Annotated in this window: 13 protein-coding genes; 3 read left to right on the plus strand and 10 right to left on the minus strand. The window is 66.8% G+C overall.

Translation table 11 applies throughout. The annotated features are described in order from the left end of the window. The first annotated feature begins 173 nt into the window (after positions 1-173). Entirely contained in the window at positions 174-1,751 is a 1,578-nt protein-coding gene (locus GA0116996_RS18250; RefSeq protein WP_092314440.1) for a histidine kinase N-terminal 7TM domain-containing protein, read from the plus strand. A 7-nt stretch (positions 1,752-1,758) separates the two neighbouring features. On the opposite strand, the gene ubiT is transcribed toward GA0116996_RS18250, so the two are convergent. From ubiT to ubiU, 3 genes are all read right to left on the minus strand, one after another. Then, a complete protein-coding gene (gene ubiT, locus GA0116996_RS18255) occupies positions 1,759-2,223 on the minus strand; it encodes a ubiquinone anaerobic biosynthesis accessory factor UbiT (protein ID WP_092314442.1) in 465 nt (154 codons plus the stop codon). Next, entirely contained in the window at positions 2,220-3,149 is a 930-nt protein-coding gene (locus tag GA0116996_RS18260; RefSeq protein WP_244159915.1) for a U32 family peptidase, read from the minus strand. The genes ubiT and GA0116996_RS18260 overlap by 4 nt, the downstream gene beginning before the upstream one ends. Positions 3,150-3,213: 64 nt before the next feature. After that, positions 3,214-4,272: a ubiquinone anaerobic biosynthesis protein UbiU gene (gene ubiU, locus GA0116996_RS18265; protein WP_243419700.1), complete on the minus strand. Its 1,059-nt coding sequence runs from the start codon at positions 4,270-4,272 to the stop codon at positions 3,214-3,216. 272 nt (positions 4,273-4,544) lie between these two features. Here ubiU and GA0116996_RS18270 point away from each other — a divergent pair, with 272 nt between their 5' ends. Next, positions 4,545-5,732: an NAD(P)H-dependent flavin oxidoreductase gene (locus GA0116996_RS18270; RefSeq protein WP_092314444.1), complete on the plus strand. Its 1,188-nt coding sequence runs from the start codon at positions 4,545-4,547 to the stop codon at positions 5,730-5,732. A 78-nt stretch (positions 5,733-5,810) separates the two neighbouring features. On the opposite strand, the gene GA0116996_RS18275 is transcribed toward GA0116996_RS18270, so the two are convergent. The 6 genes from GA0116996_RS18275 to GA0116996_RS18300 all read right to left on the minus strand — a co-directional run bounded on the left by GA0116996_RS18275 (position 5,811) and on the right by GA0116996_RS18300 (position 13,131). After that, positions 5,811-7,040, minus strand: a complete 1,230-nt coding sequence (locus GA0116996_RS18275) for an adenylate/guanylate cyclase domain-containing protein (protein ID WP_092314446.1) — start codon at positions 7,038-7,040, stop codon at positions 5,811-5,813. A gap of 334 nt (positions 7,041-7,374) precedes the next feature. Next, complete coding sequence (locus GA0116996_RS18280) at positions 7,375-8,346, minus strand: PDR/VanB family oxidoreductase (protein WP_092314654.1); 972 nt, start codon at positions 8,344-8,346, stop codon at positions 7,375-7,377. A 132-nt stretch (positions 8,347-8,478) separates the two neighbouring features. Further along, on the minus strand, positions 8,479-9,783 hold the full coding sequence (locus GA0116996_RS18285; protein ID WP_092314448.1) for a cytochrome P450: 1,305 nt from the start codon (positions 9,781-9,783) through the stop codon (positions 8,479-8,481). Between the two features lie 129 nt (positions 9,784-9,912). Further along, the gene (locus tag GA0116996_RS18290; RefSeq protein ID WP_208601256.1) at positions 9,913-11,550 is read right to left on the minus strand and encodes an FAD-dependent monooxygenase; all 1,638 of its coding nucleotides are present in this window, start codon (positions 11,548-11,550) and stop codon (positions 9,913-9,915) included. A gap of 23 nt (positions 11,551-11,573) precedes the next feature. Further along, positions 11,574-12,149, minus strand: a complete 576-nt coding sequence (locus GA0116996_RS18295) for a VOC family protein (RefSeq protein WP_208601257.1) — start codon at positions 12,147-12,149, stop codon at positions 11,574-11,576. Between the two features lie 280 nt (positions 12,150-12,429). Further along, the gene (locus GA0116996_RS18300) at positions 12,430-13,131 is read right to left on the minus strand and encodes a TetR/AcrR family transcriptional regulator (protein WP_167355523.1); all 702 of its coding nucleotides are present in this window, start codon (positions 13,129-13,131) and stop codon (positions 12,430-12,432) included. A 195-nt stretch (positions 13,132-13,326) separates the two neighbouring features. Between GA0116996_RS18300 and GA0116996_RS18305 the strand changes: the two genes are divergently transcribed. Beyond that, complete coding sequence (locus GA0116996_RS18305; RefSeq protein ID WP_092314454.1) at positions 13,327-14,259, plus strand: helix-turn-helix transcriptional regulator; 933 nt, start codon at positions 13,327-13,329, stop codon at positions 14,257-14,259. A 106-nt stretch (positions 14,260-14,365) separates the two neighbouring features. Here GA0116996_RS18305 and GA0116996_RS18310 read toward each other — a convergent pair whose 3' ends face one another. Beyond that, positions 14,366-14,797 carry a nuclear transport factor 2 family protein gene (locus GA0116996_RS18310; RefSeq protein ID WP_167355524.1) on the minus strand — a complete coding sequence of 144 codons (432 nt, stop codon included), beginning with the start codon at positions 14,795-14,797 and terminating at the stop codon, positions 14,366-14,368. Positions 14,798-14,979: the final 182 nt, after the last annotated feature.

Genomic DNA, 14,979 nt, shown 5'->3' on the forward strand with positions numbered 1-14,979 from the left:
ACTGACCCGGCGGCGGCCGCGCGGCCGCTGTTGCATCGGCGCACCCGCTGACAAGCCGGCGATGCCGCCCGGTATCATGCTGGCTGACGAGATCGCGGAGCGCACGCAACCGGCGTGCGCCTGGCCGGGCGGCGGCACCAATGCCCGGGTCTCGAAGACGCGCGCCGCCTTCAATGCCCTCATATTCGCTGGTTCTCCTGCTTACCGTCGCCGTGGTTGCCTGCATCGGCATGGCCATCGCCACCTGGCCGCGGCGCGACGATCCGACCGTGCAGGCCTTCCTGGTGCTGGCCGCCGGTGCGGCCACCTGGAGCGGCGGCCGCCTGCTCGAGATCAGCTCGACCGACCTCGAGGGGCGCATCCTGTGGGCCAAGATCCAGTACCTCGGCATCGTCGCCGTGCCGATCGGCTGGCTGGTGGCGATGGTGCACCTGAGCCGCCCGCGCTACGTGGTGCCGTGGTCCCGGCTGTGGCTGCCGGTGCTGGCGGCGGTGGTCACGGTGGTGATGGTCTTTACCAACGAGCGCCACGGCCTGGTGTGGCCGCGCATCACGCTGATGCCGCCCGGCGTGCTGCCCGGCGCGGTGTTCGACCATGGCATCGGCTATGCCGTGGTGGCGGCGTGGTCGTACCTGCTGCTGGCGCTGAGCCTGTATTTCCTGGTCACGGCCGAGGTGCCCAACGGCACCTTGTCGCGCCGCGGGCGCGCGATCCTGGGCGCGGGCCTGGCCCTGCCGCTGGTGGCCAATGTCGCCTATCTCAACCGCTGGACCGGGCCGCTGGGCGGTGACCTGACCCCGGCGACGTTTTCGCTGATGGCGGCGCTGGTGTGGTTCTGCGGGCTGCGCACGCACCTGGACGATATCGGCCACTACGCGCGGCTGCGCGTGTTCGATGCGCTCAGCGAGGGCTGCGTCATCGTCGACGGCCATGGCACCATCGTCGAATTCAATCCCGCCGCGGCGCAGCTGTGGCCGGCGCTGCGTCGCGGCGATCCGCTGCCCGCAGGCTGGGACACAGCGCTGCGGCGTTCTCCTGGCGAGCCACCGGCCGACGGCGCGGCCGTGCCCTTCGTCCCGCCGGGCGCGCCGTTCGAGCTGACCGGCGAACGCGTCGCGCGCCTGGACGGCAGGCAGATGGGCAGCCTGCTGTTCCTGCGCGACATCAGCCGCTTCCAGTCGCGCGAGCTGGCGCTGAGCGCGCGGCTGGGCCAGACCGAAGAGCAGCTGTGGCAGGTGCAGGCGGACCTGGACATCGACGCCCTGACCGGCATCCGTAACCGGCGCTACTTCCAGCGCGAATCGATCGCCGCCGTGACGCGCGCGTGCGAGCGCGGCCAGCCGCTCGGGCTGCTGATCCTGGACGTGGACCAGTTCAAGCAATACAACGACCTGCACGGCCACATGGCCGGCGACGATTGCCTGCGGCAGATCGCCGGCGCCCTCAGCGGCGTGCTGCACGGCGAGCAGTTCTGCGCGCGGCTGGGCGGCGAGGAGTTCGCCGCGGTGCTGCCCGGCGCGAGCCGTGACGAGACCCGCGAGATCGGGCGCCGCATGGTGGCGGCGGTGCGCGAGCTGGGCATCGCGCACCAGGGCACGCCGGTGCAGCCGGTGGTGACCATCAGCGTGGGCGCGGTCTGGGCCGTGCCCGAAGCACCGCGGCTGGAGCCGCTGCTGCACCGCGCCGACAGCGCGATGTACCGCGCCAAGCGCGCCGGCCGCAACCGCTTCATGCTGGACGGCGACGCCTGAGCCGTGCTCAGGATGCGGCGCCGGCCCGTCCCACGGTGGCACCGTGCAGCGCCACCAGCCGTGCCGCGGCCTGGCTGACCCACGCGGGCCGCGGCGCGGCATCGAGCCAGTACTTGACCTCCAGCCCCAGCGCGGTATCGCCGCTGATGACCAGCCGGCGCTGGAAGAAGAGCGTGTCGGTGTCGGCCTCGCCGCCCAGCAGGCGCAGGTAGTCCACCGCGCACGCACGCAGCGTCAGCGCAGGCTCGGCGTCGGTGCTGCCGGCACGGAAGCGCCCGCCTTCGCAGCGGAACGGCACGGCCAGTTCCAGGTCCTGCACCGTCAGCAGGAAGTCATGCCCGTCCAGTGCCGCGGGCGGCTCCAGCCAGCCGGCGCGGCGCGCCAGCTCCAGCGCGGCGACCAGCGGCAGCGCCCGCGCGCGTGCCGGCAGGCGCCGGTGCACGCCGGCCATCAGCTTGCGCAGCGCGCTCATGCCGGGGCCTCCCAAGCGATGCCGGCCCGGCCGTGCCAGTAGCCATTGCATGGCTCGGCACCCGCCGGCGTGATGCCGCTGGCGGCGGGCGCGCGTTGCCCGGCGCGGATCGCCGCCAGCTGCTGCACTACCGCGAGGGTGCCTGACGAATGCGGGCTGACGCGCAGCATTCCCACGCCCATCCGGGCCATTTCCAGCGCCTCGGCGCACAGGTCCAGGCAGGTGGCGCTCTGCGTCTGCACCCCGTTCAGCGTGAAAAACGCTTGCCCTTCGCCGGTCGCGGCGACCAGGCCATCGGGATAGTCCATGCAGCGGAATTCGCAGCTGTCCTTGCGCAGGCGATGGTGGCGCGCGGTAAAGCAGCGCGCCGAGAATGCCAGCGGCAGGCGGCCCCAGACAAAGGCTTCCAGCTGCGTGCCGGCGGGCCGCGCCGCCGCCAGCGCGGCCAGCGTGGCGCCGTCCATCTCCACCGGCGCGACGCAGCCCACCGCGCCCAGTCCGGCGAGCCATGCCAGCGTATCGGCATGGTAGGCGTTCAAATGCGGGCCGCCGACGAAGGGCCGCCCGCCCATGCAACGCACCGCGCCGGGATCGTTGGCCTCGACCAGGTAATCGTCCTGCGCGCACACGCGCCGCATCCACGCGATATCGGTATCGGACTCGACCAGCACCGGCGTGGACAGCACCACCTCCTTGCCGGCAGCGCGCAGCATCTGCGCAATCTCCAGCCATTGCGCATGGCGGATTTCATGGCGGCGCGTGCAGACGGTTTCGCCCAGGTAGACGCGGTCGACCGGCGCGTCGGCGACCGACGCATAGAACTGCAGCACGGCCTCGCGCGGCCAGTAGTACAGCAGCGGACCGAGGGCGATGCCGAAGCCGGGCATCGCGGCGTGCGGCATCGCGGCCGCGGCGGTGTAAGGCATGGAAAGCTCCATCGTGGCCGGCATGTCCCGCATGTCCGGATACAGGCAGGTGGATGTCATGGTGTCAGCGCCAGGGGCGGTCGTAGGCGCCCTGCGTGACCTGGTCGCCTTCGGCATGGCGCCCCAGCGTGCCCTGCCACTCCTGGCGCGGCGCGAAGCGGGCCGGATCGGCGCAGGCGGCGTCGATGGCCGCGCGCAGCACGCCGACCACATCGCCCACGTAGCGCGGGCTGCGCTGGCGCCCTTCGATCTTGATCGCGGCGATGCCCATGTCGATCAGCGCCGGCAGCAGCGACAGCGCATTCAGGCTGGTCGGCTCCTCCAGCACGTAGCCGCGCTCGCCCTCGACCTCGAAGCGGCCCTTGCACAGCGTCGGATAGCCGGCCGGCTCGCCGGGCGCATAGCTGTCGATCAGGATGCCCGACAGCCGCGCCTGCATGGTGCCGTCCTGCTCCGTCCAGCGCACCGCATGCGCGGGCGAGCACACCCCCTTGTTGTTGGGCGAATCGCCGGTGGCATACGACGACAGCAGGCAGCGCCCCTCTGCCATCACGCACAGGCTGCCGAAGCCGAACACCTCCAGCTCGACGCTGGTCTGGCGCGACAGCTTGCCGATCTGCGCCAGCGACAGCACGCGCGGCAGCACCACGCGGCGGATATTGAAGCGTTCGCGCATCAGTTCGATGGCGTCGGCGTGCGTGGCCGAGCCCTGCACCGACAGGTGCAGTCTTAATCCGGGATGACGCGCGCAGGCATAGCCCATCAGGCCCGCGTCGGCCATGATCACGGCATCGGCGCCAAGGTCCGCGGCCGCATCGACGGCGCGGTGCCACTGCGCCACCGCGCCCATCTGGGCGAAGGTGTTGATCGCAAACAGCACCTCGGCGCCGCGCGCATGGGCTTCGGCCACGCCGGTGCGGATATCGGCCTCGGTGAAATTCAGCCCGCCGAAGTTGCGCGCGTTGGTGGCATCGCGCAGGCCCAGGTAGACCGCGTCGGCGCCGTGCTGCAAGGCCATGCGCAGCGCCGCCAGCGAGCCGGCGGGCGCGACCAGCTGCGGGCGGCGCGGCGCGCACGCGGCGGCCGACGGGGCGTCGGATCGGGCGGGGGTGGAACTGGTCATCGGTAATGGCGCCGGCAGCGGCGCGGGGGAAGGAAGACAGCGGCCGATGCTAGCCAAGCGCCAGCGCCCGGGGCTTGACCGTGCGCAAACCCACGCCAACGGCACCCCGGCCGCGACGGGCTATGCCGGTCGGCGTAGGCCGATGGCAGGCCACCCGGCCAGGCTTGACCTGCGGCAAACGCGGGCCCGTGCCGCTGTGCCACGCTTGCGCGTCATCCCTGCGCCGGGGCCGCCGTGCGGCCCGGCGTCCATCCTCTTCCGGAGACCCGTTTATGAATCACCCCTGGCTCAAGCTGGGCGGCCGCCGCCTGCTGCCGATCGTGCAGGGCGGCATGGGCATCGGCATCTCGGCCCACCGGCTGGCCGGCGCCGTTGCGCGCGAGAACGGCGTCGGCACCATCGCCAGCATCGACCTGCGCCACCACCACCCCGACCTGATGGCGCGCATCCGCGGCAGCCGCGACAAGCCCGCCATCGAAGCCGCCAACCTCGAGGCGCTGGACCGCGAGATCCGCGCCGCGCGCACCGCGTCCGAGGGCCGCGGCCTGATCGCCGTCAACGTGATGAAGGCCGTCGGCTCGCACGCGGCGCTGGTGCGGCAAGCCTGCGAAAGCGGCGCCGATGCCATCGTCATGGGCGCCGGCCTGCCGCTGGACCTGCCGGAACTGACCGCCGGCCACCCCAAGGTGGCGCTGATCCCGATCCTGTCCGAGGCGCGCGGCATCGGCCTGGTGCTGCGCCGCTGGATGAAGAAGGGCCGGCTGCCCGACGCCATCGTGGTCGAACACCCGGCGCACGCCGGCGGCCACCTGGGTGCGGCAACCATCCAGGACCTGTCCGAGCCACGCTTCTCGTTCTCGCGCGTGCTGAGCGAATGCCGCGAGCTGTTCGCGCAGCTGGGCCTGGCCTGGGACAGCATCCCGCTGATCCTGGCCGGCGGCGTCGACAGCCACGCCAAGGTGCGCCACTGGCTGGGCGAAGGCGCCGCCGCGGTGCAGCTGGGCACGGCCTTCGCCGTGACCGAGGAATGCGATGCGCACCCGGCCTTCAAGCAAGTGCTGGCCACCGCGCGGCCCGAAACCCTGCGCGAATTCACCAGCGTGGCCGGCCTGCCCGCGCGCGCGGTGCTGACGCCATGGCTGCAGCGCTACCTGTCGAGCGAAGCGCGCCTGCAGCGCCGCGCGCGCGTGCGCGAATGCCTGGAAGGATTCGATTGCCTGCAGGCCTGCGGGCTGCGCGACGGCATCTCGCGCATCGGCCAGTTCTGCATCGACCTGAAGCTGGCGCAGGCCGTGCGCGGCGACGTGGAACGCGGCCTGTTTTTCCGCGGCCGCGGCGCGCTGCCGTTTGGCGAGGCCATCCGGCCGGTGGCCGAGCTGATGCACTATCTGCTGACGGGGGAAAAGCCGGCGGGGCTGGCGGCGGCACGGGCGCCGGGCGTGGCGGCGGACGCAGTCTGAACGCCGCGGGCAGGCCGCGACACTGGCCGGAACGGAACCCGCGCAGTGCTGGCCCCCGATCCGCCCGCAATCAAATGGTCACAGCCGGGCTCTGCCGACAAGAAGCCAGGTGCGCAACGTTCCGATCCCCTTTGCCGTGATCCTGCCACGTTCTTCGAGCATGAAAGACGGCCCGAGCCGTCGCCAGGTCGCTTCCGCGACCTGGACGCGCCCGGCGACGCCTTCGGACTCCATGCGACTGGCCACATTGACCACGTCTCCCCACAAATCGTAGATGAACTTGCGCTTGCCAATGACGCCGGCCACCACTGGGCCGCTGTTGATGCCAATGCGCATTCGCAGGCCATAGCCGTTGCGATGATTGAGCCGATCGAGTGCGTCAATCATGTCCAGTGCCATATGCGCGGCGCGCACTGCGTGGTCCGGGGCCGGCTCTGGCAGCCCCGCCGCAGCCATGTATGAATCGCCGATCGTCTTGATCTTTTCGAGCCCCCGCCTGTCGGCAATGCTGTCGAACTCGGTGAAGATTTCATTCAGCAGGCCGACCAGCCGTTCGGGGTCCATGCCCGAAGCAAGCCGGCTGAACGCCACCAGGTCCGCGAACAGCACGGTGACTTCCGGGAAGCGGTCAGCAATGACTTCCGGAATACTGTTCGCCATCAACTCTGGGCGCACTTTCAGCCGCTCGGCGATCGTATGGGGGAGCAGATTGAGAAGTAGTCGATCCGAGAGTTCCTGTTCCGCGATGACCTTGTCGTACAGGGACTGGAGTTCGTCCCGCTGGCGACGAATCAAGTCCCGGCTCGCCCGCAATTCCGCGTTCTTCCGTGCGATCTCGGCCTCAGCCCGTTTCTTCTCGGTGATATTGCGGCCTTCCGGCAGCAGGAACACGACCTCGCCGTTCTGATTTCTGATGGGACGTACCGAGAAGTCGACAATGATGGTCTCTTCCCCCTTGGCCTGGCCGAATATTTCGATGTCGCATCGCACAAACTCTCCCGCGCTGGCGCGCCGGATCAGTTCCCGCAAGGTGGCCTGAGTCTTGGGCGAAACATTCCACCAACGCGTCTCCCAGAACGGCTTTCCTATGACGTCGTCGGCCTGAAGCCCCACGGCCTCCAGGGACTCCCGGTTGCTTTCGACGATATTGCCGTTTACATCCAGCAAGCCCACGAACTGGTACATCTCATCCAGGATGATGCGTGCGAGCTTGTAGCGACGGGACTGGGGATCGTCAGTCGGCGACAGCAAGACATTGCCCACGCAATGCCGCGTCGAGTCCGAATCCGGCGAATGGACGGTCGACATACGTCACCTCGCGCGCGTAGAGACATCGAGACGTGCGTGCACAGCCGGGCACCGGCGATTCGACCCGGGCAGGAGACCTATCCAGTGTCAGGTTGCGCCTCTCTCCAGCATAAGGCAAAGCAGGCCCGCCGCCAGCAGCGCCATCCAGCCGGCCTGATCATTGATGCGTGATGCATTGAATACAAGGCCGCCCGAGCGCGCTGGCATCACGCGCTCCGGGACTGTCATCGCGAGCCGCCCGGAACGGGACCCCCGCGCCCCACCACTACTGATCTTGATGGCAGGAAAGGCAGGCAGGCATGCGTCGCTGCGGCCGCGGTCACCGGGTCCGGCATTACAGATCGACCACAAGGCGCGGCGACTTTGAGCGGGAGCAGCATGGCGTCATCTGGTCGTTCGCCTCGCGCTCCTCGGTCGTCAGGAAGGCGTCCCGGTGGTCGGGCAGGCCAGATAGCACCCTGGTCACGCAGGTGCCACAAACACCCTGTTCGCACGACATGGACACGTTGAATCCATGCTCGTTCAGCACCATGGCGATACTCTTGTCGGCCGGAACCATCACCACCGTCCCGGTGCTGGCAATCTCTACTTCGAAGGCACCATCGCTCTCCTTGTGAACCGGCTCGGCCTTGAAATACTCGTAATGCAGACGGTCCGCCGACCAGCCCCCGGCGCGCGCTTGCCCGAGAACGGTATCCATATAGCCCCGTGGACCACAGACATAGAGATGCGTATCCGCACAGGCTGTGTCGAGAGCCAGCTGCAGGTCCAGCTTTTGTCCCGGTGCGCCATCATCAAAATGGAGTTGCACATGGCCGGCCCAGTCGCTGCCCGAGATGGCGTCATGAAATGCCATCCGGCCCCAGCTGCGCGCACAGTAGTGCAACGTAAACGGCCGGCCTTCCCGGTGCAGTTGCTCGGCCATGCACAACATCGGCGTCACGCCGATGCCGCCGGCAAAAAGCAGGCTGTGGTTGGCGCCGGGGTGCAGCCGGAAATGATTGCGCGGCACGGAGATGCGCAAGGCGTCACCCTCCACGACGCAGTCGTGCAACGCTGCCGAACCGCCACGCGACTGCGCATCGCGCAGTACCGCAATCACATACCGTCTGGTTTCGTTGGCAGGGTTGCACAGTGAATACTGCCGAACGTACCCGCCGGGGATATGAACATCGATATGTGCGCCCGGCTGAAATGGCGGCAGGTCTGCACCGCACGCATGCGCGAGTTCGAAGCTGACGATGCCCTCGGCCTCTTCAGTCCGGCGCGCTACGCGCACTTCCATTACATCGTTTGGATCAATCATGGCTTGCTCACTAGACAAAGGCGTGGCTGACACGAGCCGCGTCATGGCGGCACGGCAGCTGCAACAGCGCAATCCGCGCGGCACCTGGCTGCTGCGAAGCGCCGCACCGGCCGGCGCCCCCGCGCTGGCCCCTCACCGTTCCGGCCTGTCAGCCGGCAACGGGTTCGTCGCCGGATCCCACTGGACAAGCACACGGCCCGGTCCGCGCATGGTGGTGTTGATGGGGGCGTAGCTGAAACGCTGGTCGGGCTTGAGCCGGATGCCAGGCAGACGCCTGGTCATTTCCTCCAGCATGAGCTTCAGTTCGAGGCGGGCCAGCGGCGCGCCGTAGCAGGCATGCCAGCCAAAGCCGAAGGTGACATGCCGGTTCGGCCCGTCGCGGTGGATATCGAAACGCTCCCCATCCCGGAAAGTGGACTCATCCCGGTTGGCTGCCGCGAAGTAGATCAGCACCTTGTCGTCCGGCTCGATCTCGGCGCCACCCACTATTACCTTGTTCACCGCGCGACGCCGGTGAGAGATCACGGACGGGGAATAGCGGATGCATTCCTCCACGGCGTTCGGGATCAATAACGGGTCACGACACAGTGCCTCCCAGGCCTGCGGGTGTTGCATCAGCGTCAGAAACATATTGGCAGCCGCGTTGATCGTGGTGTCATGGCCGGCAAAGGCGAAGTTCAGCACCATCCGGGTCAGTTCTTCGTCAGTCCACAGCTTCTTTTCCTGTTGCCCGCGGATGGCCTCGCTGACGACGTCATTGCCCGGGTTGGCACGCAGCCTGGCGATATGCGCCTTGCAGTAGTGCCAGAATTCGCCGAGCCTGTCGGCCATGCGGTTCTGGTCCGCCTCCGTGGGGCGGCCCCAGCTGAACAGGATGGTGGGTTCCGCCCAGGATTTGACGCGCTCGATGTCTTCCTGCGGAATGGCAAGGAAGTGCAACAGGACCACCGCCGGCACCTGGTTGCCAAGCTGCTGTGCCAGATCCGCTTCCCCATCCCGGACGAAACTGTCGATGCATCGGGCCACGGCCTCGCGCACAAACGGTTCGAGTTCTTTCACCCGTTGCGGTGTCAGGCTCTTGGCCAGCCATTTGCGGCGTTCGTCGTGCTCCGGATTCACGTCGTTGACCAGCGAGCCACCGCCGCCACTGAAACCCGAGCGCATGAAGTTCTCGATGGTCGACGCATAGAGCGGGACGATCGGGTCGAGCACGATGTCGGCCGAGAAGTCCTTGGCATTGCGCAGGATGGCCTTGGCATCGTCGATGCGCGACACCACCCAGTAGCCAAGCTTTTCGTCGAAGAAGATGGGTTCGGCCTCGCGCAGTTCTTTCAGCGTCGGGAACGGCTGCTGCAGGAACTCAGGATCGAAGGGGTCGAAGTTCTTTGCCGCGGCCGAAAACGGACAGCGCGAAACAGGGCTTTTCGGTTCATTCATCTTTGTCTCCAGCTTTGTAGTGATCCGCCACGCTTGCGGCGGCGGTTGCGCTGCGTCCGCGCGCTGCCGCCAGCGGATTGGAGGCCCGGGCCGCGCCGCACTGGCTCCGTTCCGGGTTCCTTCCCCGCTTCAGGCGGTGGCCGGCACTTTCTCCACGACCTGGCCCGCTACCCGTGACAACAGCGCCGCGCTGTCGGCAGGCAGGGTCTTTCCACGCCACGCGACATGCTGGTCTGGCCGGACCAGCAACAGCGGCGATCCATAGATGCGCGACGCGGTGTCATCGGCAATGGACAGCACCTGGACCGGCACACCTGCCTGGCTGGCCGCCCGCTGGAATTGCGTGACATCCATACCGTTCAGCACCAGCAGCGTGAACCAGGCGCCCAGCCGGTCATACACCGCCGTGCCGTCCGCCAGGAAAACATGTGGCAGGCGGCTGCCCGGCCAGGTCGACGGCGTATAGCTCAGCGGATCGAACGCGGGCGGCTCGCCGGGCTCGCGGGCGTTGATCGCCGAGTCATAGCGGTAGCCGTGCTCAGCACCCCAGCCCTCGTTCTCGGCGTTGCCAAGCTCCAGGATCCTGCGTCCCAGTCCGGCGCGGCGGGCGGCGGCTTGCGGGCTGTCGCCGGACAGATCGCCGGCACTCGCATAAGCCTGCGCAAGCTGCCCGCGCACGTCGAGGTGGCGCCGGGAAGTCTGCAGTGACATCTGCGCGACCGGACGGCGTTCCTGCTCATAGGAATCGAGCAGCGCTTCGCCGCCCCACCTTTGCACGGCAGCCGCCAGCTTCCATCCGAGGTTCGCGGCATCGGCAACGCCGCAGTTCATGCCGTAGCCACCGGTAGGCATCCACTGATGGCAGGCATCGCCCGCGATAAAGACCCGATCCTTGCGGTAGCTATCTGCGACCAGGAAGTGCGCCCGCCACGGATTGGCCTGCAAGATTTCGTAGTCGAAATCCGTGCCGATCCAGTCTCGCAACACGGTGTGCGGATCCAGGTCTTCACCCGTTACACCGGGGAGCAAGAAGGCCTGCAAGGTCCAGATGTCCTTGTCGTTCTGCGCAATCAGGGTGCCGCCGCCGGTCTGGATATGCCAGGCAACCCCGAAGCGCTGCAACAGCTCGCGGGCATCGGAGCGGAAATGCACCATGAAGGCATTGGCTGCGTTGCTGGCTCCTTGCAGTTCAATCCCGAGCTGGCGGCGGACCGTGCTGTTGCCGCCATCGCACCCCACCAGGTACTGGGAACGGACCTCGCGCGTCTCGCCGGTTGCGCCATGGCGTAGCTGCGTGGTCACGCCGTAGGGGTCCTGGCTGAAGGCTTCCACGTTCCAGCCAAACCAGGTTTCGGCCAGCGGACTTTCGTCGGCCGCGGCCTTGAGGGCCGGCTCAATGACGATCTGGCTGACCCGCATGGGCGCCTCCAGCGTCAGCGTGCCATCGTTCCGCTGTTGTCGGATCTGCTTCGCTTGCGCGCTGGAGGGATAGGGGAAGCGGCACAGTTCGTGGCTGGCCAGGCGGTCTACCCATACGATGTCGAACGGGCTTTGCTCCGGCACGCCCACCTTGCGCAGCCGGTCGGCCATGCCGATGCGGCGGTACAACTCCATGCTCCGTCCATTGGTCAGGTCCATCTTGGGATGGCGCGTCGTGGTGGGATTACGCTCCGCCACGATGCTGCGGATGCCTTGATGGGCCAACTCCAGCGAGAGCGTCAGGCCGACTGGGCCACCACCGGCGATAAGTACGGGAACATTGATCATGGATGAATCACCTCTGCTAGGCATCAGACAAGTCTCACCGTGGCGTCGAGACTCCGCGGGCCGGAATCCGGGCGTCTCTTCAGTTCGGCTTCGGGCTCACCAGCGTGGAAGCGGCGAGCCAGCTCCGCGGGATCGAAATCCACGCCGATCGGGTTCTCGGCAAACGCAGGCGAGAAGAAGAACTGCGTGGATTCCTCGATGGTGTCGAAGTTCTCCACCTGGAGTTCGAGCTGGTTGCCGTCCGGATCGCGGTAGTAGAGCGATGTGGTGGGACCGTGGTTGGTGCACCAGACCGGCTCGATGCCTTTGCGCTTGGCGTGCTCGTAGTTCGCGACCAGGTCGGCCAGCGAGCCATATGTAAACGCGACGTGATGGACGCCGGCCACGCCTGCCTGCTGTGCCCCCAGTGCCGGGACGTTAAGCACGGCAATGCGGTGGTGTTCCTCGTCGTAGGTAAGGAACGTCAGCACCTCGTTGGCAAAGGACGGACGCGCGCACAGCAGCGTCTGGTAGTAGTCCACCACTTCCCGGTAGCGCGACGTACGCAAGACAAAGTGCGCGAGCTTGGTCGGCGGCGTTTGCTTCTCCATTATTTGCATGGTTGTCTCCTGGCTTGGGTTGCTGATGCGCGCGGCTCAGCTTGTTTCCTTGTTGGAGACAGTATTGGCGGCGTCCGCGCCCGGCACTTTGCGAACCTTGCTGTTTTGCGGATCGATTGTGGGATTAATGCGCTTCCCCGGGGGCAGGGAGCGCGCGCCGCAGGCTGTGGATTGGCGACAGGAGGCCGCGGCGGGCCCCGTCAACGGGCCCGGACCCTCAGGATGGTTGCCGCGTCAGGGTGTTGGGGCTGGCGGAGTGCGCGTAACCGCGAAGCCGCGGCTACTCGTGCAACGGCCTGACGGCCATGCCATCGAACAGCACGCCGATCACGACGTCCGCATGCCGCTCCGCCAGTCGCCGGTGTTCCTCAGTGAACGCATCAGAGAAACGAAAGGAGGCGGATTGCCCGAAAAGAATGATCGTCGAGCCAATCATGATTTCAAGCAGGTTCAGCACGGGCACCTGCCTGATTTGCCGCTTTTTCTGTGCGGCAACGAGCAGGGTTTCGATGGCCTGGTTCAGGGGATTGATATACCGCTCCATCAGATACTGCAGACGGTCGGTTTCTTCCCGACCCTCGACAATCGCAAGCATGAAGAACTCAGGCCGCCTGGCCACGAAGTCTACGTGACGCCGCAGGGTGACCTTGAGCGCGTCCACGGGCTCTAGGTCTTTCAGCGACGCGCTATGGATTGCCAGCGCCGTGGTCCATTCCTCGAACAGGAAGTCGACCACGGCCAGCCACAGCTTGCGCTTGTTCCCGAAGTGGTAGTTGATCAGCGGCTGCGGGACACCGGCATCCGACGCAATCAGGGTCACGGATGCGCCATCGAAGCCGCGCCTTGCGAACCAGCGCATGGCAGACGTCAGGATCTGCATCCGCGTGGTGGTATCCACACGTTCGCTGGCGGGCTGGTTGCCTGCCGCTGTCAACGCTGTGCGCGGCGCTTTGCGCCGCACCTCGCCCGTGGTCTTCTTCACGCTGCTTCCCCTTGTTTCGAGTCGCGACGGATTCCGGCGGCCACCCGACATGCATGATCCGCCACAACCGCCCACACGGGGCTGCCGCTTCCAGCCCTGGACTCGGGTTTTCACTCGTTTCAACTATTTTTATTAATGTATAAATTTACAGGAAACGAGAGCCGACTCCAAGTCGCCCGCCCACTGGAGACATAGATGGCACCGATAGCGCCGCAGGCGACTCACCAAGCGCTGGGCGAAGACCTTCAATGGTCCTGGCATACCGGTTCCGAGACGGCGGATGCCCTGCAGGTTCCCATTGCCACGTTGTTTGATGGCCCGTCGTACGCGGTCCACCGGGTATCCGGCAGAGAAACTCCGCACTCGGCACGCTTTCGCCGCCGATGCCATACCCTGATGGTCTTCGACCGCGGCAGCTTTGTCGATGGCGAAAGACGAATTGCCGGTCTTCAGCCGGCCCCCTCGGGTCCGCTTGACCAGGGGATCGACGTCGTCCCCGCGGACCAGGATTTCCACGGGCTTGCCGGACCAGGCAGCAACGTGGAGTGCATCCTGATATCAGTGGGCGAGCGCCCGTGCGCTGCGATCGACGACAGCAACGGTTCCCGCCCCGCTCTCCACCCCGCCGTCAACCTGGGCGGGGGCCTTCTGCTTCCGCTCGCGGACAAGCTGCGCGAGCTGTGCCGGGATGACGCCCGCTACCTGGATCGCCTCCACCTCGAGGCGCTGATCGACCTGCTCGTGCTCGAAATCAGGCAAGTGCAGCATGACGTGGCGCATCGGCCGGGGCGCTGTGCCGGCGGACTCTCCGCGCGCGCGCGTCGGATCACGCGCGATTTTCTGGCGCAGAACCTGGACCAGAAGATTGACCTGGAAACCTTGGCCGCGCAGGTAGGCCTTAGCCGGTTCCATTTCACGCGCGCATTCAAGACCTCCTTTGGCATGCCACCCTACCGATACTTGCTGAACCTGAGGATCCGCAAAGCAGCGGACTTGCTAAGGTCCAGCCAGATGCCTGTTACTACGATCGCGCTGGAAGTCGGGTTCTCATGCCCAAGCGAGTTCGCGAGGGCGTTCCGGCAAGTCATGAATTGCACGCCGCGTGATTTCAGGCTGGTGAACCGGTAAGCGCCGGGAACGCCTGCAAGGCGCAGCGCCGCTGCAATGCCTCACCCGAGGCCATCGAAAGCATCTCCCGGCGCTCTCCCGGCTCTCTCACGGCCACTTCGCGGGACTACTTCGCGCTTGCCTTGAACACCGGCGCCACGATACGTTCGCCGATACGCCAGATGCCATCGGCCTCCAGCACGTAGCGTTCGGTCACGTCGGCGATTAGCGCTGCGTTCGTCCCGGTCTCACCCGCTCCGGCCCGGAACAGCATCACGCAGGACGTCACCCGGATGCTGCCATCGTCCTCGCACATCATCCGGATATTCGACACCACATGGCGGCTGGCGATGTCGCGCATTGCCGCCCTGGCCTGCAGGAAGGCGTCCACTGCCTGCCGTCCTTCGTAAACAGCTGGCACCGGCGAGCCCTGCGCAAACTCAAGCCGCGGATTCTCCGCGAACAGATCGATCGCCCGATCGGCCAGCTTGTTGTCAATCAACCAGACGTGGTCTGCAATCGCCTGGGAGATTGCAACCCAGGCCTTCGGATCAATCATTGTTTGGCTCATGTCGACGCTCTCTCTCTCTACGGGGGGAGAAACCAGTATGTCGACGGCGGGCGGGCACATTGATGGAACCATGCGGAATTGCGGATCGATTGCCATCGATTACGGGCCGCGCCCTCGTCCGGCCGGGCACGCAGTCCGGTAACGCCAGGCCTGCCTGACTTCCAGCGCAA

This window comes from Cupriavidus alkaliphilus, assembly GCF_900094595.1.
Classification (GTDB): Bacteria; Pseudomonadota; Gammaproteobacteria; order Burkholderiales; family Burkholderiaceae; genus Cupriavidus; species Cupriavidus alkaliphilus.

Excerpts from the sequence above, each read along its gene's own strand:
- GA0116996_RS18275 (WP_092314446.1), bottom strand. The coding sequence starts at position 7,040 with ATGTCGACCGTCCATTCGCCGGATTCGGACTCGACGCGGCATTGCGTG.
- GA0116996_RS18310 (WP_167355524.1), bottom strand. The coding sequence starts at position 14,797 with ATGATTGATCCGAAGGCCTGGGTTGCAATCTCCCAGGCGATTGCAGAC.
- GA0116996_RS18290 (WP_208601256.1), bottom strand. The coding sequence starts at position 11,550 with ATGATCAATGTTCCCGTACTTATCGCCGGTGGTGGCCCAGTCGGCCTG.
- GA0116996_RS18260 (WP_244159915.1), bottom strand. The coding sequence starts at position 3,149 with ATGCCTTACACCGCCGCGGCCGCGATGCCGCACGCCGCGATGCCCGGC.
- GA0116996_RS18250 (WP_092314440.1), top strand. The coding sequence starts at position 174 with ATGCCCTCATATTCGCTGGTTCTCCTGCTTACCGTCGCCGTGGTTGCC.
- GA0116996_RS18295 (WP_208601257.1), bottom strand. The coding sequence starts at position 12,149 with ATGCAAATAATGGAGAAGCAAACGCCGCCGACCAAGCTCGCGCACTTT.
- ubiT (WP_092314442.1), bottom strand. The coding sequence starts at position 2,223 with ATGAGCGCGCTGCGCAAGCTGATGGCCGGCGTGCACCGGCGCCTGCCG.
- GA0116996_RS18280 (WP_092314654.1), bottom strand. The coding sequence starts at position 8,346 with ATGATTGATCCAAACGATGTAATGGAAGTGCGCGTAGCGCGCCGGACT.
- GA0116996_RS18285 (WP_092314448.1), bottom strand. The coding sequence starts at position 9,783 with ATGAATGAACCGAAAAGCCCTGTTTCGCGCTGTCCGTTTTCGGCCGCG.
- ubiU (WP_243419700.1), bottom strand. The coding sequence starts at position 4,272 with ATGACCAGTTCCACCCCCGCCCGATCCGACGCCCCGTCGGCCGCCGCG.
- GA0116996_RS18305 (WP_092314454.1), top strand. The coding sequence starts at position 13,327 with ATGGCACCGATAGCGCCGCAGGCGACTCACCAAGCGCTGGGCGAAGAC.
- GA0116996_RS18270 (WP_092314444.1), top strand. The coding sequence starts at position 4,545 with ATGAATCACCCCTGGCTCAAGCTGGGCGGCCGCCGCCTGCTGCCGATC.